Genomic DNA, 23,989 nt, shown 5'->3' on the forward strand with positions numbered 1-23,989 from the left:
TTGCCGAACCGTTCCCAGATACATTTTTTTTAAAAGCGGGCTCCTATTGTGGTACTATTTAGGCTTTTTTAATTTAATAGTTAATTGATCTCCTTTTCTAATTTCAGTGCCTGGTTTAATATTTTGTGCGTTAACATATCCGCTTCCTTCATATTTCAGCTCAAGCTCCATGATGGAACACAGCTTCATCACATCCCGCAACGACCATCCGGAAATGTTCGGCATTTTCACAGCTCCGTCCGTTAGAAGAAACACTTTTTCTCTTTGGATCACCCGTGAAGTCGCGCTTGGATATTGGGAGGTGACGGTGGCTCCGCCGCCTAGAACAATTGGTTGAATTTGCTGTTTTTCGAGCTGTTGAACGGCTTGTTGAACCTGCTGGCCTTTATATTCAGGCAGTGAAACTCCGACTTCTTTTTCATTTTTAACATTTTTTTCTTCCTTCGCAGCAGCAGTTGTCGGTTCAATTTTTAAATATTCAAGACTATTTTTCATCACTGATTTAAAAATCATGGAAACAGGAGCTGAACCGGTTTCTGTCGGCTTCAACTTCGGCTGCTGAACAGCAACGTAGACAATGAGCTCTGGATTTTCTTTTGGAGCCATTCCTAAAAAAGAAAATACATAATTTTCCCGACCCGTTAAATAACGTCCTCCTTCTCCTGCAATTTGAGCTGTCCCAGTCTTCCCGGCGATGTGATACCCCGGTATTTGAAAAGGTTTCCCTGTTCCATGTTCAGATGTCACAACAGTTTCTAAAATATCAAGCGTTTTCGCAGCAGTTTCTTTTGTGATTGGTTCGCCTTCTACCGATGGTTCCGTCTTCTTTAGCACTCGATTTGTGTCAGGGTCTACAATTTTATCGATGACATAAGGCTTCATCATCTTCCCATCGTTGGCAATAGCTGTTGCAGCTTGTACGAGCTGGATTGGTGTGAAAGCTGACGCTTGTCCAAATGCAGTCGAAATTTTATCCCTCTCCCATTTGTAATTTAATTTGCTGTTCTCTTCGTTCGGCAAATCAATACCCGTTTTCTCTAAAAATCCAAAACGATTTAAATATTGATAAAACCGCTCAAGCCCAATCTTTTTATGCGCTAATATGGCAAAACCGACATTGGATGACCGCTGAACAGCTTCATCAAACGTAATGGTGCCCCATCCGACATTGTTATGATCGTATATAGGACTTGCGCCTTTTACTTTATACATCCCGGACTTATATTTTTCGTTGCCGTTATAAACCCCTTCATTGACCGCAGCAGCTAATGTAAAAATTTTCATTGTCGAACCAGGCTCAAAACGGTAAGAAACAGCGTCATTGTAAAAATTTTGAATATCACGCTCGTTTGGATCAAAGCTTGGCCGCTGAGACATCGCTAAAATTTTCCCCGTTTTTGGGTCTGCGACAATTCCGATCATTTTCGTCGGCTGATATTGTTTTTCAGCTTCATTTAACGCATCTTCCAAAAACGTTTGAATTTTTTGGTCAATTGTTAAATAAACGTCGGCTCCGTTATTCGGCGTAACAATTTTGTCTTTGCTGCCCGGCAGCTTGTAGCCGCTTCGGTCGCTTTCATATATCACATATCCGTCTGTTTCCTGCAAATATTTATCTAAGCTTTTTTCTATCCCCAGCTGCCCGGTTGTTGTTCCCGTCTTTTCATCTCGCTTGGCGTAGCCAATCACATATGATGCAAATTTTCCGTTTGGATAAAAACGTTTTGTATCGCGAATAAAACCGATGCCGGGCAATTTAAGCTTTTCAATTTGCTGTTTTTTCGCAAAGCTGATGTTTCTTCCTTTTTCTCCGAATTCGACCTGAAATTTGTCTTTTTTCAAAATAGCTTCGATTTCTTTCTGTTTCATTCCAAGAATGGGAGCTAATTTTTCTGCCGTTTCTTCAGGATCGACAACATGATTCGGATGGTCGGGATCCGTTGTCATTTTTTCATCCAATACAGCTACTAATGTATAGGTAACAGTATCTTCAGCGAGCACGTTTCCTTTTTGATCCAATATTTGGCCGCGGCGGGCTTCAAGCATGCGCTTTTTTTCATATTTTTCTTTTGCCTTTACAGCTAGCACTTGACCATCGACAGTTCCTGTCGCTTGAATGTAGAAAAACCTCCCAAATAAGATAAAAAAGAGCAGAACAAATATTACGGATAATATTGCTGCTCCCCGATTCATATTTTTGCTTTTCTTCATCCCAATCAGTCCTGTATGCCTTTTACTTTGCTTGGATCTAATGTGAAGCCTAAGTCTTTAGCAATTTTATAAATTCTTTCAGGTCTTTTCAATTCATCGACCTGAAGGTTTAAATCACTGTTGATTTTTTCCTGATTTTCAATTTCAGCTTCGATTTTCTGCATTTCTATATTTGCTTGATACAATTTCACACTATTTGAGATAATCCAAATGGAGCATACCAGCATCAAAAATAAAAAAACAACAAATAACAGTTTCTCGCCTAATGTAATGGAGGATCTTTTTCGTTTAACAACGAGGGTTTGTTTTGCATGCTTCTTTTCTTCTTGTCGCCTTTCTTGAATTTTAACAGCTAAATTGCTCATAGAAAACCTCCTATTTTTTAATCTTTTCTGCTATACGAAGTTTAGCGGATCTCGCCCTTCGATTTTCTTCAATTTCATTTTCCGACGGCACGATCGGTTTTTTTGTTATAATTTTGATTTCTGGCAGCATTTCGTTGGGAATTATCGGTATGTTGCGCGGAATTTCTGCTTGGCTGGCAGCTTTTCTAAACGCCAGTTTGCAAATTCGATCTTCTAAAGAATGGAACGTAATAACACATATCCGCCCTTCTGGAGCTAACAGTTCAATTGCCTGACTAACCGCGCTTTCAAAAGCGGAAAGCTCGTCATTGACGGCAATTCTAATTGCTTGAAAGATGCGTTTGGCAGGATGCCCACCTTTTCTTCTAGCGGCGGAAGGAATGGCCTCTTTTATAATTTCCGTCAGCTCGCCAGTTGTTTGAATGGTCTTTTTTTTGCGGGCAAGTTCAATTTTTCGAGCAATTTGCTTTGAAAATTTTTCTTCTCCGTATTGAAAAAAATTTTTTACAAGCTTTTCATAAGGCCAGGTGTTGACAATGGTAAAAGCGGAAAGCTCTTGGTTTTGATCCATTCTCATATCAAGAGGAGCGTCATATTGATAGCTGAAGCCTCGTTCCGGTGTGTCCAGCTGAGGCGAAGATACTCCCAAATCAAACAAAATCCCGTCTACTTTATGAATACCCCTAGAGAAAAGCTCTTCTTTTAAATGTTTAAAATTGCTTTTGATGATGGTTACTTTATCTTGGAAGGGCTCGAGTTTTTCCTTCGCAAAAGCAATTGCAGCTTCATCTTGGTCAAAGGCGTATAAATGTCCAGTTGTCAGCCTTTTAGCAATTTGTTCGCTATGGCCTGCCCCTCCTAATGTGCAATCAACATAAATTCCGTCCTCTTTTATTCGTAAACCTTCAATCGCTTCATCCAGCAAAACTGTCTTATGTACAAACAATATCCAGCACCTCGTTTCCAACGGAAGAAGTTTTGATCATGGATAGGATGAACATCAAATATCAAAATCAATCATGTTTTCTGCAATTTCTTCAAATGATTCTTCTTGTTCAGCCACGTATTGCTCCCAATTTTGTTTGCTCCAAATTTCTATCCGACTGGAAACGCCGATGACGACGCATTCTTTTTCCAATTTCGCGTAAGCAAGAAGTGGAGCCGCAATGTTAATCCGTCCTTGCTTGTCCATTTCACATTCAATAGCGCCGGAAAAGAAAAATCGTGTAAAAGCTCGGGCATCTTTTTTTGTTAATGGGAGAGCTTTCAGTTTCTCTTCAATCACTTTCCATTCGCTGAGGGGATATCCAAACAAGCATTGATCAAGACCTCTCGTGAGAACAAACTTCTCGCCAAGGCCTTCCCTGAATTTTGCGGGTACGATCAATCTTCCTTTTGAATCGATCGTATGTTGGTATTCTCCCATAAACATCACGTTGGCCCCACTTTCATTTCTTTTCCACCACTTCCCCCCACTTTTCACCACAAATTTATTGTACTATTAATGGACATAAAAAAAAACCCTGTATGACACAGGATTTTTCAAAAAATAGTTTTATAATTTGACAATTTTATGTTTTCCATTGAAAGTATATGTCAACTGCTGCAAATCTTTTACAAAATTCGGCCCATATTTGTTTAAATAGTAATAAATATTCCATACTCTTTCTTGCCATTGATTATTCGGTTTCAGTGAATACTCAATACGCCTGAACTTTTGCAGCTCTGCTTCATATTTTGCATGTATCTTTTTTTGAACGATCCTTTCCACAAAATCTATCTGCTGTTCGATAAATTGTGCGTTTTTCCGCAATACGGGCGCTAAGCTTTGGTCGAAATCCTCTATTTTTTCTCGCAATGACCGATGAATGTCCTCAATCTCTACTTTTGCTTTCGACACATATGTGCTGACATCAAACGGCTCCTTTTGTTTAAACCACCTATGTTTTAACGGTTCAACCCCCTGCGTAAGAACCTCTTCCAACGGCAGGTCCAATTCTAGCAAGTCCGACTCTATGTTTCTTTCTAAAATCGTCAAATGAATTCTCGGAATAACTGGCGGCACATTCATCGAGAATAAATGAAATACCCCTTTTAATTCTGCCCAATACGCAATTTCTCCTGGTCCGGCGATAAAAGCCAAAGTCGGAAGCAAATATTCCTGCATGACCGGTCTTGTCACTACATTATTGCTGAACTTCCATGGATTTATTCTGACTTCTTCTAAAAGATCAGACAACGAAGACGTCCAATTGATTTCAGGGATCGAAAACAGATTCTTCTCTTTTTCTATGAGCAAATAGCGCTCATCTTCTATTTGATAAAACAGATTGGCGCAGTTTTCTCTCATTGTAATTGCTTGATATTGATATCCTTCTTCTTTTAAAATTTGCTGCTGCTTGACGACTTGATGATAAATGCTGTCAGTTGCCATGAGCATTTGTTCGAAATAAGATTTTTCCAATTCCCGCAATTCTTTTGATCCAGAGTTGATGAGTACAATTCCTTCATCTCCGAACATGGAGATGAGTAATCGTTCAAAAAATTCAACATAAGTGGCAGATTGGTCAAGCTCATGATACAAAGAAGCAAGCAAATGTTTCGTATATTTCGTTTCGCCAAATGCCGCAAAAACTTCTTCCAGCCAAATGCGACAAGCGTTTTTATCAATTGATAACTCCGATATCATTGTTTTTTTTCGCTGTGTTTGCATGATCGTTTTCTTTTTCAAACGCCCTCTGTCTGTCACATAGAGATGATTAATTTCGTCAAAGTCATGATCCTCCCCCGCGATCCAAAAAACGGGAACAACAGGTATGTTCAGCTTTTTCTCTTGCTCTTTCGCCAATGCCAATATGGAAATGATTTTATGTATTGTATATAAAGGTCCTGTTAAGAGTCCAGCTTGCTGACCGCCCACAACGACGACACTATTCGGATTTTTTAATTTTAAAATATTCTCCATTATCTGTTCTGTTGCGTTCAGCCGCTTATGATATTGGATTAAAACATCCGCCAGCTCATCCCTCTTATAAGTCCTTGATAAAATATCGTCATATCTTTTTTGAAATACATCTTCTTGAAATGGATCATAATCAAAATATTTTTCAACCTCTAATCGCCGATTTATATAATTGTTCACAAAAGGATTGGATTGAGGAAGGAAGAGTTCAAACGCCTCCATATCTATTAACTTCCTTTCTTCGTTCATTATCATTACCCCGACAAGAGTATAGCATGTAATATTTTTAAACAAAAAAATTTTGCTTTTATTTATTCACATTTGATTCATTATGTACATAAACACCCCGATGATCGCCATGCTCTCAGACAGCAGAAAAAATATTAAAAAAGAGCTTCTCCACATCATTTTCAATGCTTTCATCCATTTGATCTCGTCAGTGAATACGAATTGAAGTCCAGCTGTCGCCAAAAAAAGCAGCAAATATAAACAAAGCAGCCATAAAAACGATTGATGATGCCAAATAACAGAAAGCTTGATCCAAAATGAAACGGCAAAAAATACAGTAGCCACATCAACGCTCAAAAGGAAAGATTTTTTCTTACTCTTTAATAAAACACGAAAAAGAACCAAAAACAGCAGCCACGCGGCCAATGGAAACGTCACAAAAAAGGCGATGATTCCTATAACAATTCCCATCAACGTTCCTCCTGGTTTTCCAACCCTTTAATCGCATTGTACAAAAATTCCATTGTACAAGTATGAGCACCCTTTTCTTTCCCTTTTTGAATGAGATCCCCTAATATTGAATCAATTTCTGTTTTTTTATGATGTTCAATATCCGACAGCATTGATGAACGATTGTTTTTTGTCTTTATTGCAATACTTTCAATATATTCCCATAAATCATCCTTTTCATTTATTTCAAGAACATCACATACTTCGTGAAATAGCTTTTTGGCAAGCTTTGCAACATAAGGATTGCTGACGATGTGGCCATTCGGCATTCGAAATAAGGCAGTTAATGGATTAATAACTGCATTGGCGGCCAGTTTTTTCAATACAACCGGCACCCAATCCTCTTCATATTGTATCAAAAATAATGGATCAGACGTATTTAACTGATCAATAAATTCCCGCGCCCCACCGCCGTCATACGGGCTGATGCGAATTTTCCCAATACCAGTATGGTGAACGGTATTGGGGGATTTTTTTAAGGCGCCGTGCTCTACAACCCCTATATACAATTCATGTTGGGCAAGCTCTTTCATTCTGCCGATATGAGTTATGCCGTTTTGAACAAATACAATCTTTTTCGGCGGCAATTGCTTTAGATTTCCAAATAATGACGGCAGACTATATTGCTTGACAGCAATAATTAATATTTCTTCTTTATATAATACATCTGCACGTGATTTTACATATGCAGTCCAAGGGTTCGGGCCTATGACATGTATCCCTTCTGTCCTTACCGAAATTGCCTGCTCTTCCGTCTTTGTATAAAGGGTAATGTCATGTTTTCGGCTAAGGTATGCCGATATTAACAAGCCTACAGCTCCTCCGCCAATTACACCGATCTTCAAGTTCTCCACCTCTCTCATATGTATCATAACAAACAAAAACTAAAAATTCTTCTTTTTCCTGAATATAATTAAAAATTTGATTATATTTGCTTTTTTATTATTTTTTCAATGTTATTTTCTCTTTATGTTTAGTATAATGTGAGTGAAAAGGCGTCTATCATTATAGCGGCAATTGGGGGAGATTCGCCATGGTAAAAGTGGAAAAATTATTAGTCAATTATAAAACTTTAGAGGAATTTAAAAAATTTAAAGAATACGGTTTACAAGAATTATCCATGCTGGAGGATTTAGAAGCAAATATTATCGAAAATAACAGCGATTCGCCCTTTTACGGGATTTACTACGGAGACAAATTAATTGCCCGGATGAGTTTATATCGGGTGGATAAAAAATATGATCAATATTTTGAGCCAAAACAGGACTATCTTGAGTTATGGAAATTGGAAGTGCTTCCTGAATACCAAAGAAAAGGGTATGGAAAAGCGCTAGTTGATTTTGCCAAATCGTTCGGCTTGCCTATAAAAACAAATCCGCGTATGAAATCGGCTGGCTTTTGGGAAAAGATGGGCTTTGTCCCTGTAAAGTATGATATGAAACGAGATCGTGGAGAAAATCCTCTCGTTTGGTATCCTAACGGTGTCACTGTCAAAGAAAAGGGAGCTCATTAAAAAAAGACGCTGGCAGCGTCTTTTTCAAAGTCAGAAGTCGATAGTTGATGAAACCGGCACGCTTTGTCGGTTTCATCTATTTTTAGAATCTCCCTTTTTTCATTCCTGACCGAACTGAAACGGTCTTTTTTTATGTTTCATTTTTTCTTTCTCCGCCTCTTCTTTCAATCCTGCTCGTTCCCTCACTTTTTCCATCATTTTAATAAAAGCGTAAAATTCATTTTCAATCTTCTTCAATTGTTCATGTAATTGTTCATTTTCGTTTTTAAATTCTTCTACTTTTTGTTCTAGAAAAGAGATTTTTTCACGCAAGCTTTTATTTTCTTCTTCCAACCGATTGTTCACCGGTTGGTGCTGTGTAGACTTTAAAAAAGCAATCACATCTTCGATAGTGATTTCCGATCTTCCACCTGCTTTCTCATAATGAAGCAGCTTTTTTTCGGAATTTTTCTTCTCTTTTTGCTGTCTAAATTTTTTACGTTCCTGTTTCGCAAGTTCAATGTCTGTTTCATATTTTTTTCGCAAATATGAATTCCAGCGAAAACCGCATGCAGCAGCCGTTCTTGAAAGTTTCTCCGCAACGATCTCAAAAGCCTTTAGTTGTGTTCCGCCTTCGCGAATATGCTGCAAAACAATTTCTTTCAAGAGCAGATCTTCATCCTCTGTCCATGCATCTTGCCGTGTCACCGCCATTTGTTCATCCCTCCGTTTTGATTTGACTTTTTCTTAAAAATGATTTTTTAAAAATAGAATGAGATGTAACAAATCAATTGTTGCTTCCATTCTCTTTTCTAAATTTTGTGATGCGAGCTTTTTGCCTCATCTCAACTATTTCATGCAATTTTTAATAATATATATGCCTGTAATAGAAACGATAGAAGCACAGTTTTAGTTGAAAGGAAAAAGAATGTGCTTTTTCATTGACATTTCTTCTGCTTCCTAAAAAGTTTTTTTTGAAAATCGAGGGAGAATTGAGAGATGCATTAGTAAATTTGGAAGAAGCGGTTGTTCTAATTCGGCATTCGACATTTTCTTCACATCTTTTCCCATTCCGCCAGCAGGCAGGCTGTCAAAAGAGAGGATATTTTTTAGAGTCTAGCTTGGAGGAGATTTATGCTAAAAGGACAAATCTTCTACTCATATTCGTGAAGTCGTTCGCTTAACATTAGAGGAAGGATCGTTTTCTCGGCAGCTTCATGGAGCCTTAGGAATAAAGAGGATGCACAGATTGCAGAATGGATTAAGAAATTTTCAAAGATTCAAGGAAGCCTTTGTGCCAGGAGAAAAAATATGTATGTATTGAAAAGCTTTTTCTCGCGCTTTAATACAGAAAGCTCCAAAAACGATCAAGCCGTTCAAGCAGATCTTAAGCCGCATTTGCTTTCACAAAATGTAACGGCCTTTCCCCGACTGAATATCGAGAAAAGGCCGCAGCTAAATTGTCTACTTGACACGGGTATGGTCACTTTTCATTATTTGTTTACTACTTCTCTGCCTTTGTATGTTCCGCAAGATTTGCATACGCGGTGCGCCAGCTTCATTTCTCCGCAGTTTGGACATTCTACCATACCTGGAACTTGTAATTTAAAATGTGTACGGCGCAATCTTTTTTTCGTTTTGGATGTTCTTCTAAAAGGTACTGCCATTTTTCCCACCTCCTTACAGAGCAAAGCTTTAAGAATCATTTTCTTTCTTATCCAATAACTTAGCTAAGCTAGCTAATCTTGGGTCAATTTTGTTTTGTTGTTCTTCCTTTTTTATTAACTTCCAAAACTTTCCTTCTTGAGGTGCTGCTTCCTGCTTGTTTTCCTCTTCATCACTAAACACTTGAAGCGGAATTTCTAAAAGGACAAGCTCATGAATGATTGGCATTAAATCAATGACTTCTCCTTGAACAACATGTGTTTGCTCACTCGTTTCATACTCGTCGGAACTAAACAAAAACGTTTCCGATGTGCGGATTTCAAATGGATATTTAACATCAACAAGTGTTCTTGCGCAAGGAAGCGTCATTTCGCCAGTAATTGTTAAATGAAAGATGACTTTCATAGAGCTTATATCTGCATGTCCTTGAACATGAACAGGAGTTATCTCCCGCAAATCAGGATGATTTTGGACAAGATCATATAGATCGACATCTTCATTGATTTGTAAGCCTTTTTTCTGCAGTTTATACAATTGATGAACAGACCATTTCAACATATATCACCTCAAGACAACAAAGGTTATTATAGCTTTCAAATAAGTATTTGTCAATATTTTTCCTTTACACTATAATATAGGCATTATTGCACAAATATATTGATGAATTGAAAAAGAAGGTGATGGAGTTGAAGGCGGTCGGAATTGTTGTAGAATATAACCCATTTCATAACGGTCATTTACACCATCTAGCCGAATCAAAGAAGAAAGCAAATGCTGATATTGTCATTGCAGTGATGAGCGGTCATTTCTTGCAAAGGGGAGAGCCGGCACTCGTCTCAAAATGGGCGAGAACAGAAATGGCTCTAGCAGGCGGCGCAGATTTAGTTTTTGAACTTCCGTTTGCCTTTTCAACGCAAAGCGCAGAAATTTTCGCCAGCGGCGCCGTGTCGATTTTAGATGCGCTTGGCTGTGATTCACTATGTTTCGGAAGCGAGGTCGGAAAAATTGACGCTTTTCTTGAAACATATGAACTGCTGGAGAAAAGAAGCGATGATTTCGTTCATCTTTTGAAAACAGCGCTTTCGAAAGGCAACAGTTATCCAAAGGCCGTTTCCATTGCTTTTCAAAAAATTGCTTCCGGGGAAAAAACGCTATTAGATTTAAGCAAACCGAACAATATATTAGGATTTCAATATGTCAAAGCCATTGTTCAACAAAAAAGCTCGATGAAGCCTCTTACAATCGAGAGAATTGGCGCCGGCTACCATGATGAATCATACCATCACCCGAGCATTGCCAGCGCAACAAGCATCCGAAAAAACATTGTTCATGAACAAAACTTGTCTTCCATGAAACATTATGTTCCGGAAAGTTCGTTTCGCATTTTACTGAATTATAAACAAACTTATTCAGCCTTTCACGATTGGGAGCTTTACTTTCCATTTTTAAAATATTCTATATTGTCCAAAACTTTAACAGAATTAAAAGAAATATATGAAATGGACGAAGGCTTGGAACACCGCGTTGTTCACCATATTAAAAGGGCTGCATCATTCCACCAGTTTCTATCTCTCTTGAAAACGAAAAGATACACATGGACAAGATTGCAAAGATTATGCACCTATCTTTTGACCAATACGAAAAAAGAAGAAATGGCGAGCATATTAAAAACGAAAAAAGCCCCGTATATTCGTTTGCTCGGAATGTCAGGGCGGGGGCAAAGCTATTTGCAAGCTGTTAAAAAACAGTTGGAGCTGCCGCTTATTTCTAAAGTTTCGTCCTATTCTTCAGATGTATTGGAAATGGATCTCAGAGCGACAAATGTTTATGCGCTCATCCTCAACGAACCTGCCGCAACCGAGTTTATGAAGCTCGAGTATACAATGCCTCCTATACGTTACGGGCTTCCTTAACCGGAAGTCCTCATTGTTTCTAAATAATGGACGGCATCATCAAATGTATCCACCGGTATGATTTTCATATCAGAATGAATGGAGTCTCGTGTCTTCAGCGCTTCTTCATAATCGGAGCCTCTCTTGCCGTTTTCGTTAGGGGCAAAAAATATATCAATCCCAGCACGGTCTGCTGCTATCACTTTTTGTGAAATGCCGCCGATCGGACCTATCTCCCCTTTTTCATTAATCGTTCCTGTTCCAGCAATATCTAATCCTTTTGTTAAATCCGTTTTCGTCAGCTGATCGTAAATTTCAAGAGCCATCATCAGACCTGCTGAAGGACCGCCGATGTCTTTTGTATTGATAGTAATACCTGGTGAAGTCGTCAATTTTTTATCCGTCACGACGCCAACACCGAGACCCGTTTTATTAGGATAACCAGGAATTTGGACAAGTTCTACTGATGTATCAATTATTTTTCCATCTCTGTTTATTTTTAATGATATATGATCGCCTTTTTTCTTCCCTTTTAAATAATCAGTGAATTGCTCTGAAGTTTTTATTTTCATTCCATCGGCTTCGACGATTCGGTCGCCAACTTTTAATTTTTCCCTTGCCGGTACTTCTTTCATAACCTCCAATACTGTAACGCCATTATTTTGAATAGTAATTTTTTTGCCGGCTTCTTTATAGGCGATGGTAATCGCAGCTTTTTGTGAAGCTTCCATTATATGTATTTGACGTTTTATATATTCCTCATCAGATTCATCTTCTTGGCGGACATGTTGAATCGGCATAATCTCATAATCATTCTGCATTTTCGCCCATAAATACGTAAATAATGTTGCTCTTCCGAAACGGACTGTTGTTAACGAAAAGCTGCCCTCTTCCTTATATCCGTTTTCAACATGAATCATATTGGATAAATCATTGACCAATCCCGGTTTTGTAATATAATAAGGGAGCTTGATGAAGGAACCGGAGAGTGCGACAATGATGCTGATGATAAGAGAAATAATAATGCGTTTACTTTTCATGATTGGTCTCCTTCCATTGGTTGATCTTATTCTTGATCTCATCAATATGTTTCGTTGCTTCCTCTTCACCGAGTTTAATAATTTCATCAATTTTCGTAAACGCTCCGCTGTGAAAATGTTCAACACGCGGGCAGATCACTACATCTGATGTTATTCGATGCTGCGCTAACTCATTTTGCATAATGTCTAAACTCCGCATAATGACATCAAAAATGGACTGAATGCGAGCTTCTTTTTTGACATGTGATACATCGACCGCTATTACGATATCAGCCCCCATTTCTTTCACCGCTGAAACGGGAACCCGTTCAATCACTCCTCCGTCAACTAATAACGAGCCGTTATAAGAAAAAGGAACAAAAATTCCCGGAATCGAAATGCTTGCCCGAACGGCATCCGCCACAGGACCTTTTCGAAAAACAACTTTTTTCCCTTCATTTAAATCGGTTGCAACGACCGCTAAAGGAATCGGCAAATCTTCTATATTTTGATTTCGGGTAAAAATTCGAATTAACTGTTTAATGCGGTCTCCTTGAATAAACCCCATTTTTGGAACGGTCACATCGATAAAATATTTTCGTTTAAATGCTGCCGCCAATTTATACATTTGTTCAACAGTTAAGCCTGAGGCATAAAAGCTTCCTACAAGGGCCCCCATGCTCGAACCGGAAATCATATCAATCGGTATTTCATGCTGCTTCAACACTTTCAAAACACCCAGATGAGCAAACCCTCTAGCTCCCCCGGAACCTAACGCCACACCAATTGTTGGATGTTTCGGCATAAACGGAGCCCCCTTTCATGAATTTGTTATTCATCATATGGTCTAAAATGCCACCCTATTCACGTATATTGAATTATAGGTTGTACGAAAACCTCTTATTCATTCTATCATGTCAGCTTATACGTGTGCAGTTTTCAATAGGGGGCATAACAATTGAAAGAGGCAAAAATTAAAACTGCTTTATACGCAACCGTTATTTTCTTTATCACCTGCACGATTATTTTTTTTCCTGACGCCTCACTTGAGGCATCAAAGCGGGGATTACATATGTGGTGGAACATTGTTTTTCCTTCCTTGCTGCCTTTTTTTATTGTCTCGGAAATTCTTATATCAATCGGTGTGGTCCGTTTTATCGGCGTGTTTTTAGAACCGCTTATGCGGCCCGTTTTTAAAGTTCCAGGAGCAGGGGGATTCGTTTGGGCAATGGGGATGGCTTCCGGATTTCCCGCCGGGGCAAAATTGACTGCAAGATTAAGACAAGAAAACCAGATCTCAAGACATGAAGCGGAAAGGCTTGTGTCTTTTTCCAACTCTTCAAATCCTCTATTTATTTTCGGAGCTGTGTCAATAGGTTTTTTTCAAGATAAAAATCTCGGATTGCTGCTGGCCGTTTCGCATTATTTAGGAAATGTTTTCGTCGGGCTAACGATGAGATTTTGGGGAAAAGATGAAAAAAAGCTGCAAAAGGAAACAGTACATTCGAAGCCATCATTTAAAAAAGCGTTTCAGCTTATGCACGAAATGAGAATGCAAAATGAAAAACCTCTTGGAAAAATGCTCGGGGATGCCGTTCTCAATTCTGTCCAAACGCTGCTCGTCATCGGGGGCTTTATCATTTTGTTTTCGGTATTAAATCAAATTTTAAGCATCGTTCATGTGGCGGACATAGCAGCAACTTTCATATCGTCTTTGTTTATTCTTGTTCATATACCGACTGAGCTTTCCGTTCCGTTTTTTTCCGGACTGTTTGAAATAACATTAGGCAGCCAGCTTACAAGCCAGGCACAAGCCGCCATGCTGGATAAGGTGATCATCACAAGCTTTATATTGGCATTCAGCGGCTTCTCCGTTCAAGCACAAGTGGCAAGCATTTTAGCAGAAACAGACATCCGCTTTAAGCCTTTTTTCTTTGCCCGCATTATGCAAGGTATTTTTTCAAGCCTCTCTGCTTTGATCTTATTCAAGCCTTTATATATCGATCTATTATCAAAGAATGAAGGTTATGCACCAGCATTTATATTTGAAAAAACTCCAAGCTTTCTCACGGAGTATTGGCTGCTCCTTTCCAAAGTCGGCCCCGTTATCACGATTTGCACGCTCATTGTGTATATTTTGATTTACTACTTTCGTTTAAGAAATAAAAGTGGCACATAAGAAAAGGTTCGGAAACCAAAATTTTCCGAACCTCAAAAAATTATTTTTTATACATATGCTCATATTTTTTCTTTAATGCTTCTTCCACTTCATACGGTACAAGCTCAGAAACTTTTCCGCCGTATTTAGCGACTTCTTTAACAATACTTGAACTTAAAAACGAATACTGATTGTTTGTCATCATAAAAAAAGTTTCTATATTTTCATCCAGCACTCTGTTCACTGAAGTGATTTGCATTTCATATTCAAAATCAGAAACAGCCCGAAGGCCTCTCAATATAGCATTCGCATTTTTGCTTCTCGCATAATCAACGAGCAGCCCTTGAAAGGATTCAATGTATACGTTCGGTAAGTTGCCCGTTACCTTTCTCAGCAGCTCACATCTTTCTTCTACAGTAAATAGCGGCTTTTTTGAAGAATTGTTTAAAACGCAAACATACACTTTTTCAAATACATTTGCCCCCCGCTTTATGATGTCTAAATGTCCATATGTAACGGGATCAAAGCTTCCCGGACAGACTGCAATGCTTGCCAAAATAAATACCCCCATCCGACTTCAAACATTTTGATACAAAGATACACTTGTTATACCATATCGCTCAGACTTCGTTTTTGCAAGTGATAAAACTTGGTCTGGCAATGTTACTTCATAGCTATGCTCGCACACAACGACACCATCCGTTGACAACAAAGACTGCTCATGAATTACCTTTAGAATAGATTCTAATTTTTGTTTTTTATAAGGCGGATCCAGAAATATGATCCGAAACTTCAGCCCGCGTTTGCTGACAGCTTTTAACGCTTGATCAGCGCTGGTGCGATATACTTCAGAACAGTCGTTTAACTTTAAATTTTCTAAATTCTCTCGAATCGTTTGAATCGCTTTCATATCTTTATCAATAAAAATAGAGCATTCTATCCCTCTTGATAAAGCTTCTATTCCAAGACTGCCGCTGCCGGCAAACAAATCTAAAGCAAGTCCCCCTTCAAAATATGGTCCGATCATGTTAAATATTGCTTCTTTTACTTTATCTGTCGTCGGTCTTGTCGTCTTTCCAGGAACCGATTTTAATGCTCGTCCTTTTAATGCACCGGAAACCACTCTCATACCATTCACCACAACTTGACAAAATTCCTTTTGGCTCGGAATAATATTAACATAGAAAATGTAAGATCATCAATTAAATTTGACAGCTGTTTTTTTGCAGAAGCGAGTATAATTTTTTGCCAATTGACCATAATGAAAGTGACAACATCAGTTGTGATGGTGTTGTTGCCAACCGCGGAGAAGACTTACGTTTCCCCATAAGTTCTTCCTCCGGTTTCTCCTCTCCCTTTCCCTTCTGCTTTGAAGATTTGGCTTCAAAGCTAGGAAGGATCCTGCAGATCCAATCTGCAGGCTTTTTTTTATTCTTTCAATTCTTCCATTTTCATGATACATTTATTTACGGACAAAAGCGCAATACATTTAGCTTATGAATTTAGCAACCAAATACCCATTGGAGGAAGGATAAAAATGATCCAGCGATTTATTGAACTAGGAGAAGGATATTCAGATATATACGAATTATTGGAAATCGCAAAAAGAAATCAAGACCGGATTTCGCACTTTCTAGTCCTTTATACAGTAAAAAATGGAAAAGAGGTTTGTTCGTTCGTCATTGTGTTAAAACCGACGGAGATAGGTGATTTCCAGCCTCTTTATATTTGCCGGGAAGGGATCCCAAATCCGCAGAAAAAAACGAACAAACGATTTGAACTTTTTCAACAGGCTGCCGAAACATATGGTCATGAGCTGATCGAGCTTGTTGTAAAGCCTTCAGACCAATTTTCTGATGTTGAATTGTATTACCAGCATTTAATCGGCATATTGCGGATGAACCGATACATACCTTCTTTACAATAGTAGGACAGCCTAAATTCTCGGCTGTCCTATTTATAATCCAATTTTATAATCATATTCTTTTGCTTTATCCACTTTTGATTCAAATTCAATTTTTAAAAGCGGCCTGTAAGAAGGTTCGACCCTTTTTACGAAAGAAAATGATGCAATGGTGTCCATTATTTCGTCTATTTGTTCTCTATCACAATAAAGAACAACATATTTCATTTTTTTTGAAACATAATGAATGTTTCCAAATTTCCGCAAACTTTTTACATATTTTAAAGAATGCAGCCAAACAATAATTCCTTGTCTTTTTTCAAACATCCCGATTCTCCTTTTCCTTTGCTTCTAAACCCGTTTAAGCTGAACAGCCGCATGCTCCGCCTGATGCGCATCCACAGCTAGGCATCATTTCAAAATAAGGGTTTCCAGTAGGAACTTTAATGGCTGTTGAAACAGCTCGTCCGATATACATGCTGATTTCATCGAGAAGTTTTTGAATTTCTTTTTCCGCTTTTTTAAATGCAGCGACTTTATCATTTAAATCAAGTTCTCTTTTAATTTCCCTCATTTCGCTTTTAATTCGATTATAATCAGGATGATATTTGCCAAATCTCATGACATCTTCGTATTGCTCTTTTATTTTGACAAATTTTTGAATGATTGTTTGAGCTTCTTGATCATTTTGCAAATTATATAATGAACGCCGATATTCGATCGCAAGTTCTGATTCTGTTATCATTTTTGCTAAAGCTTCCGCTTCATCTAAAAGCAGAACGCTTTCCATTGACGTAACCATTAAGATCACACCTCCAATATTGATTGTAGCACGAACATCATCTTATTTACAACGCCTGCGTTTCTCATATATTTACAATCCATTCTTTTTTCAATTGATAGCTGGTTGAATCATTATATACTAATTCCAGGTTGATTGTGTGCCGCCCTTTAGACAATCCTTTTATTATAAATGCAGCAGAATAAATATCACTTTTTTTCTTTCCATCAATATATAATACGATATGACCTTCTCCTTCTTTTTTCGTGTTCCGTTCACCGTTAAATGTAAAATCAGGCACATAGCATTCTACATAAACGTTGTTTCCTTCTACATGATGACGAACTTGAAATTTTCTTATTTGGCTGTTCATCGTTTCAACGGCATTTCTGTCGGATTCATGAATTTCTGTCGGAACGATGCTGTCTTTTTTATTTCCTTCCGGTACCGGTTTTTCTGGGGAACAAGCCGCCATAACCGTGAGAAGCGTCAGCATTGCGAGCCATTTCATTTGCATAATCATTGATGCCTCCTTTTTCATATATTTTCAACACTTTATGTAAAAACATGTGCTTAAAAATAAAAAAGGGGCTGTCCGAAAAGTCGATTGAATCGACCTTGGGCTCAGCCCTTTTTTCTGTTTTTAGGGTACAAAAAAATCGTCCTTTTTTATAGAATGAAATTGACCAAAAAACATTCTACAGAAAGGACGATTTCTTATGAATAATCAAATGACTATTCAAGAAAATTATAACACGCAATTAGAAATGACTCTAGAGGGTATTCAAAAAATAGAGGTTCAAAAGAATAAGAAACGCAAAAAACTAGTTTTCCAACCTTATTGCAATCGTCAAGTCATGAGCATTTTAGATATCGAAATGTATATTCCTGAAAATCATGTCGCCCGTTTAGTGGATGAAATGGTGGAATCGATTCCGGATGAAGTGTTGTATACTCATTATGTTGGTGGGGGTCGTGCACCCTATCACCCTAAAATGTTATTGAAAGTGATTTTATATGCGTACACTCAAAATGTTTATTCAAGTCGGAAAATAGCGCAAATGGTGAAAGAAAATCTTCCGATGATGTGGTTGGCGGGATTGCAAACCCCTGACCATCGCACAATAAATGATTTTCGTAGTGTTCGTATGTCAAACATGATGGATTCTGTATTTGAACAATTTGTCCTTCAACTAGTAGAACAAGGACTTATCGACCTCGACCATATTTTTGTGGATGGTACGAAAATAGAAGCGAATGCCAACAAATATACGTTTGTATGGCGAAAATCCGTAGAAAAATATGATCAGAAACTACGAGCCAAAATTCAATCGTTTCTACAAGAAGCGCACCAAATCGCCTTGGAGGAATTAAAAGAAGAACAATTAGAAGAAGAATTAGAAAAATCATCGGCACAACTTTCTGAGAGAATAGAAGCTTTGGAAAAAGATTATAAACAGGAAGAAGACAAAGAAAGAAAAAAAGAACTTCGCTCTAAAAAATCCCAACTCACCAAACAACTGAAAACGATTCAAACGGATTATCTTCCACGATTACGAAAATACAAAGTACAAAAACAGATTCTAGGTGAACGAAATAGCTACTCGAAAACCGACCATGAGGCCACTTTTATGCGAATGAAAGAGGACCATATGAAAAACGGCCAACTCAAGGCGGGTTATAATGTTCAACTCGCCACACAACATCAATTTATCGTGGGATTTGAAATTTATCAAAATCCAGGAGATACTCGCTGTTTCCAACCATTTATGGAAAAGTTATTGGAATCGATGCCGAAGGAAAAGAAACTCAAGTATGTCATTGCCGATGCAGGATATGCGAGTGAAGAAAACTATTTATATGCGATTGGCGAAGAAAAAGAACCTCGTTTTGAATTATTAGCCCCATACCAAACCTATTTGAAGGAACAAAGTAAAAAGTTTAAAAAGGATTTATCAAAAGTACAAAACTGGAAATACATCGAAGAAGACGATTGCTTTATCTGTCCGAACAATCGGAAAGTCGTATTCAAGTATTATCAAAAAAGAAAAAATGCATCTGGATACATACAAGATTTGAAAGTGTACGAGTGTGAAGATTGTACGGATTGCCCGTTGAAGAATGGGTGTACGAAAGCCAAAGGAAATCGTCGAGTATATTGGAACACGATTTATGAAGAAATGAAAGCGAAAGCCAAAGCAGCTCTTGGTGACGAACAAAAGGCAGCTCTTTATGCGAAGCGTAAAGTGGATGTCGAAAGTGTGTTCGGTAACATCAAGGGCAATTTGCGTTTCACTCGATTTCTGTTACGGGGGCTTCATAAAGTCCGAACAGAATTCGGGATTGTGGCAATGGCCCACAACATACTGAAATGGGCCGCAAATTCCCAAACCAATTTCAAAAATAAGGAAACAGAGCGAATGGAAAAACTCATTGTTTTCTCCATTCGCTCTGTTTTTATGGACTTTTTAGACAAGCCCATTCACAAATTCGGAAGCTGCTGAGTGCGGAATACAAACAAAAACCCGTTTTTTTCATTCCATTAGGAAAAATGATTATTTTCTTACAAACACATTTGAACCGTTAATTTTCGCGAAATGCTTGCAGCATCGCCAGCATCATCGACATCATTTGAATAGAATTCGAAAATTTTTCTATTTTATGCGGCAGAGTTAGATAATAGTCATTTGCCATGCTAATTTCCATTTTCTCAAGAAATTCAGGATGTCTAGTCAAGGTGCGGTACCAATATGGCTTTTCGCGAATGTATTGCTTTAAAAGGGGATTTTGTTGAATATATAAATACAAGTCCTTTCTCATTGTTATTAATCCTTTCTAAACGATAAGGGATGCGAATGATTCGGATCTGATTTGCGGCTGCTCTCGATCTCTTTTAAAAGATTTTGAATGGTTGAAATCGCATCATTCATTTTATATAAATGTTCGTTTACCGTCTCCACATCTAAATGCTGAAAAGTTTGTAAAATATTTTTCAGAAAATCACCTTGTTGATGTTTACGGCTTTTCATACTGTTTGATCGGTATTTATTCCACAAAGGATCTTCCTCACCTAAAAGCTGCCAATCTTCATAAATCTCCTTCCATGTTTTCTTTTCTTTGCGGACTTCTTCTATTAATTTTGGATGTTTTTTAATAAATTGTTTAAACAATTCGAGTTTTGATAACGATTTTGTTTTCATGCGATCACCTCATAAACGTTTTTCTTATATTTAATATATCGATAACGGAAAAATTGGTGATAAAATGAAAAAGCGAGCCTCTTCATTTGGCCCGCTTTGCAATAAAATTTTGCGTATAAAATTTTTCATACACTCCTACCCCTATATGTGTGAACCGTTCATCAAGAAGCGTTTTTCGGTGTCCTTCACTATTCAGCCAGCCTTCGACCGCGTCAATTCCATCCATATATCCATGCGCAATATTTTCACCAGCCATTTCAAAATGAACCCCAGCAGATGTCAAACGATCGGAAAGAGAGCCTCTCTCAGGCGACACATGAGAAAAATATCCTTTTTCACTCATTTCCTTGCTGTGAGAATAGGCGACTTTCGCTGTGCTTTCTTCCTGCTTAAGAGGACTTAAACCATTTATTGTTCGTATTACATTCGTTATGTCAACAATTTGTTGTTCTTCCCCGTACTCAATTTTCCGCTGCTCTTCCTCTGTTATAGGCTCTGCCGCTAAAAGCTCGCCTCTATATACAACTTCATATGGACGCTGTTTTACTAATGTTTGAACATCAAAAGCTCTAATGCTCGATAACGTTCCAGTGAATTTATCCATATACAACTGAACATAAAGATCATCATTCAAACGGACTGTCGGCCTGACATTCAGGTCATCTTCCGACAGCTCGAACCGATATGAGTTTAAACCAATATCTGCTGTGACAAATGAATTGGGAGCGACAATATGAAATACTTGGGTAGACGGCTGGCCAATTTGAAACGGATCTACATTTACTTCTTTTCCAATAGCAAAAACTGTAACGACCTTTCCGTTTAAAACACCGAATTGCTTGTATTGCTGCAAATCATCTCGGTATATCCACCATTCATAATCGTATCTTGATGGATCAATCCGATCAGGTTTGCCAAAGGTTTTTAGTACTTCTTTGGAAGATCTTCCGACAAATGAGATAACTCCTTCCCCCACTTTTATTTCTTTGTCCGTTTTCTCTTGAAAATTTTGCTGTTCCGGAGGCAGTACTGGTTCCTTTTGAAAGGTGACATATACGATATATGTTAATGTAATAATTACAAATATCAATATAATTCTTGTAACTCTTTTCAGTTCAATTCCCCTCTTCTTTCTTTGTTTCTTATATATTCTGTTTTAAGTCATTTTAATCAAAAATGGGGAAATTTTGCAAACATTTCATGAAAAATTCACTTCTCTCATTTTTAATGGTGTAGTTTTTGTCTTTTCATCATGTAAAACAACGTTCTGTTATAATGCCAACAAGCTTTCCATCCTCAACAACCGGCAAATGATGAATATGATGAGCTGCAAGCATCTCAGCTGCGTCTTCTGCTGATGCATCAGGAGTGATCGTTACAACATCGCCGTTCATTACATCCGTAATTTTCGTAGAACCAGGACGTTTTTCTGCAATTCCTTTTGTCACAAGATCACGATCGGTTATGATTCCTGCTAATTGATCATTTTCAACGATTAAAACGGCATCAGCATTTGACTCTTTCATTTTCACAGCCGCTTCAAACACATTATCTAACGGTGTGCAAACAATACAATTTGTTAACATAATTTCCTTTACCTTTTTCAATGAGGACACCTCTTATGCTTTTTGATCTATTATGGGAAATTTCGATTTTCTTTATTCGCTCTCCATTTGAATACCGAATTTTATTTGAACATTGTGTAAATGCTATATATATAACATTGCATGTTTTAATTATTCATACTATTATTAAACAGTAGAGAGAAATCAATTTTTTGTTCGAAGCGCTTAGGAGGGAAATACATATGAAATTTGAACAAATCGGCCTGGAAGGGCTGACGGTGGAATTGTCTCACCTTAAGGATGCGTTGACAGAATTAGGTTTTATCCTTGCCGGCCAATGGGATTATGACCGTGTGACGTTTGACAAAAAATTTGAGCATAAGGGCGATGTTTTCTATTTAAGAGTACAAGGATATTGTATTGAAGGCGATGTGGGAGGCCGCTACGCACTTATTAAATTGCTAACTCCAATATTAGGGAAACATTATTATCCTCATGGTGTCGAATATGGAGAGGATGAACATTTTCCAGCCGTCATCGTTGAGTCGAGCGAAAAACTGTTAAAGCGGGCAAAAGAAGCGATTGAAAGCTTAACTGTTTGAAAAACTGCAGGCAAATAACCTGCAGTTTTTTTTATTTATTTGGTTCAGGAGACAAATTTTGCACATCAATGTCGTCTTTTTCTCTTTCTTTTTTCGCCCATTCAAAAAATACATGAGCTAAAAATGTTCCGTACACAAGCTCTTGGATCACTTTCATAATAATGCCGCCAAGCTGCTGATCCTCAAGCAGCGGCATTCCGCTAAACATTTGCGGGCCTGACAAAGACAACCCAGCCAACGTATCAGAAGGAACACATAAGCTTAAAGTCTTTACCCACGCCTCCGGATTCGAATATGTTTCAAACAGCGGCGCACCTGCAAAAATGATTAAACCGCAGGCTGGTGTGATTAAAACGCTGTTCCCTAAAATGTAGGCAATTTTTTTCAGACCCCCAATTGGATGCCAATTTGGACTTTTTCCAATCAATGGCCAATACATAAAAAAGGCAAAAACGAAAATAAAAGTAGTAGCAGCCTCATGATAAATATAATTTGATTTTAATGTATCGAAAATAAACGGCACATGATACAAGGAAAAAAATAAATTAAACAAAATCATTGCCAATATCGGTTTAGTGAAAAATTTTACAACAGGTTTTATGACCGGCTTTTCCATAACAGCCTTCCATAACCATTCAGGGACGCCGATAATCAAAAGCGGTGCTACGATTAAAAACAAAATCGCCATTGAAGCCATATGCCCTGTAAATGTAATGTGCCCCAGCAAATCAAGCGGGCTGCCTTTGCTGACATAAAGGAGAACGATTGCCAATATAAACACTAATTTTTGCTTTAAGCTGACCGGTTCAGAATTTTTAAAATAGTGACGAAGCGAATCGGTTAATAATAAGTAAAGCACAATTAAAATAACACAAAATATAAAAAACAGCGGACTCCACATAGCGCGAAAGCCAAATATATCTAAACTCAACTGAATCAATCCTTTCAATCATCGATCTAGTCGATTCCATTTCATTATACATGCTTTCCTTTTCTTTTTCCAATGAACGTTCTATGAATTTGCATTTCTTACAGCAAGCAGATTTATATTGCCTTAAAAAAAGAAGCAACCAGTTAAAACTGATTGCTTCCATAAAGAGTATTTTACCACCAGACAATTGTCATAAAGGCAAGAACCGTCAGAAATGTGACAAAAATACCTGACCATATGAAAAATTGTGGTCCTTCATGTCCTTTATGATTCATATGCATGAAATAATACAGCTGGAAAATGACTTGAATGCATGCAAGCAGTACAATAAATGGAACTTTCAACCATTCGTCGATTCCATCATATCCTACTGTAATAAAAGCTACAATCGTTAAAAAGATCATTAACGCAAATGAAACGACTTGGTGCTTCATTTCTTCCGCATTTTTTTTGCGGCGAAACGCTAAATCAACTTTTGGGTTACGAGAATTTTCACTCACCATCG

General features: G+C 37.9%; 29 protein-coding genes. 6 read left to right on the plus strand and 23 right to left on the minus strand.

The window, feature by feature from the left end; translation table 11 throughout:
* Window positions 1-54: 54 nt before the first annotated feature.
* The 7 genes from NSU19_RS11795 to NSU19_RS11825 form a co-directional block, all read right to left on the minus strand.
* On the minus strand, window positions 55-2,211 hold the full coding sequence (locus NSU19_RS11795) for a penicillin-binding protein (RefSeq protein WP_339196650.1): 2,157 nt from the start codon (window positions 2,209-2,211) through the stop codon (window positions 55-57).
* A gap of 5 nt (window positions 2,212-2,216) precedes the next feature.
* A complete protein-coding gene (gene ftsL, locus NSU19_RS11800) occupies window positions 2,217-2,576 on the minus strand; it encodes a cell division protein FtsL (RefSeq protein ID WP_063388501.1) in 360 nt (119 codons plus the stop codon).
* Window positions 2,577-2,586: 10 nt separating this feature from the next.
* Window positions 2,587-3,522, minus strand: a complete 936-nt coding sequence (rsmH, locus tag NSU19_RS11805; RefSeq protein WP_339196653.1) for a 16S rRNA (cytosine(1402)-N(4))-methyltransferase RsmH — start codon at window positions 3,520-3,522, stop codon at window positions 2,587-2,589.
* Window positions 3,523-3,576: 54 nt separating this feature from the next.
* On the minus strand, window positions 3,577-4,008 hold the full coding sequence (gene mraZ, locus NSU19_RS11810; protein WP_063388503.1) for a division/cell wall cluster transcriptional repressor MraZ: 432 nt from the start codon (window positions 4,006-4,008) through the stop codon (window positions 3,577-3,579).
* 123 nt (window positions 4,009-4,131) lie between these two features.
* A complete protein-coding gene (gene bshC / locus NSU19_RS11815) occupies window positions 4,132-5,787 on the minus strand; it encodes a bacillithiol biosynthesis cysteine-adding enzyme BshC (protein WP_339196656.1) in 1,656 nt (551 codons plus the stop codon).
* A gap of 66 nt (window positions 5,788-5,853) precedes the next feature.
* Complete coding sequence (locus tag NSU19_RS11820) at window positions 5,854-6,237, minus strand: DUF3397 family protein (protein ID WP_311066253.1); 384 nt, start codon at window positions 6,235-6,237, stop codon at window positions 5,854-5,856.
* Window positions 6,237-7,121, minus strand: coding sequence for a 2-dehydropantoate 2-reductase (locus NSU19_RS11825; RefSeq protein WP_339196661.1), 885 nt, complete (start codon window positions 7,119-7,121; stop codon window positions 6,237-6,239). The genes NSU19_RS11820 and NSU19_RS11825 overlap by 1 nt, the downstream gene beginning before the upstream one ends.
* Window positions 7,122-7,309: 188 nt before the next feature.
* Between NSU19_RS11825 and NSU19_RS11830 the strand changes: the two genes are divergently transcribed.
* Window positions 7,310-7,789 carry an N-acetyltransferase gene (locus NSU19_RS11830; protein WP_063388507.1) on the plus strand — a complete coding sequence of 160 codons (480 nt, stop codon included), beginning with the start codon at window positions 7,310-7,312 and terminating at the stop codon, window positions 7,787-7,789.
* 99 nt (window positions 7,790-7,888) lie between these two features.
* On the opposite strand, the gene NSU19_RS11835 is transcribed toward NSU19_RS11830, so the two are convergent.
* The 3 genes from NSU19_RS11835 to NSU19_RS11845 form a co-directional block, all read right to left on the minus strand.
* The gene (locus tag NSU19_RS11835) at window positions 7,889-8,482 is read right to left on the minus strand and encodes an RsfA family transcriptional regulator (RefSeq protein WP_339196664.1); all 594 of its coding nucleotides are present in this window, start codon (window positions 8,480-8,482) and stop codon (window positions 7,889-7,891) included.
* Between the two features lie 779 nt (window positions 8,483-9,261).
* Window positions 9,262-9,435: a 50S ribosomal protein L32 gene (gene rpmF, locus NSU19_RS11840; RefSeq protein ID WP_063388509.1), complete on the minus strand. Its 174-nt coding sequence runs from the start codon at window positions 9,433-9,435 to the stop codon at window positions 9,262-9,264.
* Between the two features lie 28 nt (window positions 9,436-9,463).
* Window positions 9,464-9,988 carry a YceD family protein gene (locus NSU19_RS11845; RefSeq protein ID WP_066251834.1) on the minus strand — a complete coding sequence of 175 codons (525 nt, stop codon included), beginning with the start codon at window positions 9,986-9,988 and terminating at the stop codon, window positions 9,464-9,466.
* Between the two features lie 131 nt (window positions 9,989-10,119).
* Between NSU19_RS11845 and NSU19_RS11850 the strand changes: the two genes are divergently transcribed.
* A complete protein-coding gene (locus tag NSU19_RS11850) occupies window positions 10,120-11,346 on the plus strand; it encodes a nucleotidyltransferase (protein ID WP_066251837.1) in 1,227 nt (408 codons plus the stop codon).
* On the opposite strand, the gene NSU19_RS11855 is transcribed toward NSU19_RS11850, so the two are convergent.
* Both NSU19_RS11855 and NSU19_RS11860 read right to left on the minus strand, forming a co-directional pair.
* On the minus strand, window positions 11,343-12,365 hold the full coding sequence (locus NSU19_RS11855; RefSeq protein WP_144597723.1) for a SepM family pheromone-processing serine protease: 1,023 nt from the start codon (window positions 12,363-12,365) through the stop codon (window positions 11,343-11,345). The two genes, NSU19_RS11850 and NSU19_RS11855, sit on opposite strands and share 4 nt — an antisense overlap.
* Window positions 12,355-13,149: a patatin-like phospholipase family protein gene (locus tag NSU19_RS11860; RefSeq protein ID WP_063388513.1), complete on the minus strand. Its 795-nt coding sequence runs from the start codon at window positions 13,147-13,149 to the stop codon at window positions 12,355-12,357. Before NSU19_RS11860 ends, NSU19_RS11855 begins: the two co-directional genes overlap by 11 nt.
* Window positions 13,150-13,302: 153 nt before the next feature.
* Here NSU19_RS11860 and ylbJ point away from each other — a divergent pair, with 153 nt between their 5' ends.
* A complete protein-coding gene (gene ylbJ, locus NSU19_RS11865; RefSeq protein ID WP_339196668.1) occupies window positions 13,303-14,523 on the plus strand; it encodes a sporulation integral membrane protein YlbJ in 1,221 nt (406 codons plus the stop codon).
* Window positions 14,524-14,563: 40 nt separating this feature from the next.
* Here the strand turns inward: ylbJ and coaD are convergent, their stop codons facing one another.
* Window positions 14,564-15,058, minus strand: a complete 495-nt coding sequence (coaD, locus tag NSU19_RS11870; protein ID WP_063388514.1) for a pantetheine-phosphate adenylyltransferase — start codon at window positions 15,056-15,058, stop codon at window positions 14,564-14,566.
* Window positions 15,059-15,079: 21 nt separating this feature from the next.
* Window positions 15,080-15,631: a 16S rRNA (guanine(966)-N(2))-methyltransferase RsmD gene (gene rsmD / locus NSU19_RS11875; protein ID WP_066251986.1), complete on the minus strand. Its 552-nt coding sequence runs from the start codon at window positions 15,629-15,631 to the stop codon at window positions 15,080-15,082.
* Between the two features lie 408 nt (window positions 15,632-16,039).
* Between rsmD and NSU19_RS11880 the strand changes: the two genes are divergently transcribed.
* Window positions 16,040-16,429, plus strand: coding sequence for a methylthioribose kinase (locus tag NSU19_RS11880; RefSeq protein ID WP_130156241.1), 390 nt, complete (start codon window positions 16,040-16,042; stop codon window positions 16,427-16,429).
* A 30-nt stretch (window positions 16,430-16,459) separates the two neighbouring features.
* Here NSU19_RS11880 and NSU19_RS11885 read toward each other — a convergent pair whose 3' ends face one another.
* From NSU19_RS11885 to NSU19_RS11895, 3 genes are all read right to left on the minus strand, one after another.
* Window positions 16,460-16,732 carry a YlbG family protein gene (locus tag NSU19_RS11885; protein ID WP_063388517.1) on the minus strand — a complete coding sequence of 91 codons (273 nt, stop codon included), beginning with the start codon at window positions 16,730-16,732 and terminating at the stop codon, window positions 16,460-16,462.
* Window positions 16,733-16,766: 34 nt separating this feature from the next.
* Window positions 16,767-17,207: a YlbF family regulator gene (locus NSU19_RS11890; protein ID WP_063388518.1), complete on the minus strand. Its 441-nt coding sequence runs from the start codon at window positions 17,205-17,207 to the stop codon at window positions 16,767-16,769.
* Between the two features lie 64 nt (window positions 17,208-17,271).
* Window positions 17,272-17,709 (minus strand): hypothetical protein, encoded by a 438-nt coding sequence (locus NSU19_RS11895; RefSeq protein ID WP_339196671.1) that lies wholly within the window; start codon window positions 17,707-17,709, stop codon window positions 17,272-17,274.
* Between the two features lie 196 nt (window positions 17,710-17,905).
* On the opposite strand from NSU19_RS11895, the gene NSU19_RS11900 reads away from it, so the two are divergent.
* Window positions 17,906-19,690 (plus strand): IS1182 family transposase, encoded by a 1,785-nt coding sequence (locus NSU19_RS11900; RefSeq protein WP_339196673.1) that lies wholly within the window; start codon window positions 17,906-17,908, stop codon window positions 19,688-19,690.
* 79 nt (window positions 19,691-19,769) lie between these two features.
* On the opposite strand, the gene NSU19_RS11905 is transcribed toward NSU19_RS11900, so the two are convergent.
* The 4 genes from NSU19_RS11905 to NSU19_RS11920 form a co-directional block, all read right to left on the minus strand.
* Window positions 19,770-20,006: a YlbE-like family protein gene (locus tag NSU19_RS11905; RefSeq protein WP_063388520.1), complete on the minus strand. Its 237-nt coding sequence runs from the start codon at window positions 20,004-20,006 to the stop codon at window positions 19,770-19,772.
* Window positions 20,007-20,011: 5 nt separating this feature from the next.
* Window positions 20,012-20,386 (minus strand): spore coat protein YlbD, encoded by a 375-nt coding sequence (ylbD, locus tag NSU19_RS11910; protein WP_063388521.1) that lies wholly within the window; start codon window positions 20,384-20,386, stop codon window positions 20,012-20,014.
* Between the two features lie 82 nt (window positions 20,387-20,468).
* Window positions 20,469-21,500, minus strand: a complete 1,032-nt coding sequence (locus NSU19_RS11915) for a CAP-associated domain-containing protein (RefSeq protein ID WP_339200019.1) — start codon at window positions 21,498-21,500, stop codon at window positions 20,469-20,471.
* 136 nt (window positions 21,501-21,636) lie between these two features.
* Window positions 21,637-21,993, minus strand: coding sequence for a CBS domain-containing protein (locus tag NSU19_RS11920; protein WP_339196676.1), 357 nt, complete (start codon window positions 21,991-21,993; stop codon window positions 21,637-21,639).
* 200 nt (window positions 21,994-22,193) lie between these two features.
* Between NSU19_RS11920 and NSU19_RS11925 the strand changes: the two genes are divergently transcribed.
* Window positions 22,194-22,553 (plus strand): YugN family protein, encoded by a 360-nt coding sequence (locus NSU19_RS11925; RefSeq protein ID WP_144597729.1) that lies wholly within the window; start codon window positions 22,194-22,196, stop codon window positions 22,551-22,553.
* Between the two features lie 31 nt (window positions 22,554-22,584).
* Here the strand turns inward: NSU19_RS11925 and ctaG are convergent, their stop codons facing one another.
* Together ctaG and ctaF are read right to left on the minus strand one after the other, a co-directional pair.
* Window positions 22,585-23,490 carry a cytochrome c oxidase assembly factor CtaG gene (gene ctaG, locus NSU19_RS11930; protein ID WP_186439338.1) on the minus strand — a complete coding sequence of 302 codons (906 nt, stop codon included), beginning with the start codon at window positions 23,488-23,490 and terminating at the stop codon, window positions 22,585-22,587.
* 167 nt (window positions 23,491-23,657) lie between these two features.
* Window positions 23,658-23,987: a cytochrome c oxidase subunit IVB gene (gene ctaF, locus NSU19_RS11935; RefSeq protein WP_063388526.1), complete on the minus strand. Its 330-nt coding sequence runs from the start codon at window positions 23,985-23,987 to the stop codon at window positions 23,658-23,660.
* Window positions 23,988-23,989: the final 2 nt, after the last annotated feature.

It is taken from the genome of Aeribacillus sp. FSL k6-2211 (assembly GCF_037966125.1).
Taxonomy (GTDB): Bacteria; Bacillota; Bacilli; order Bacillales; family Aeribacillaceae; genus Aeribacillus; species Aeribacillus composti.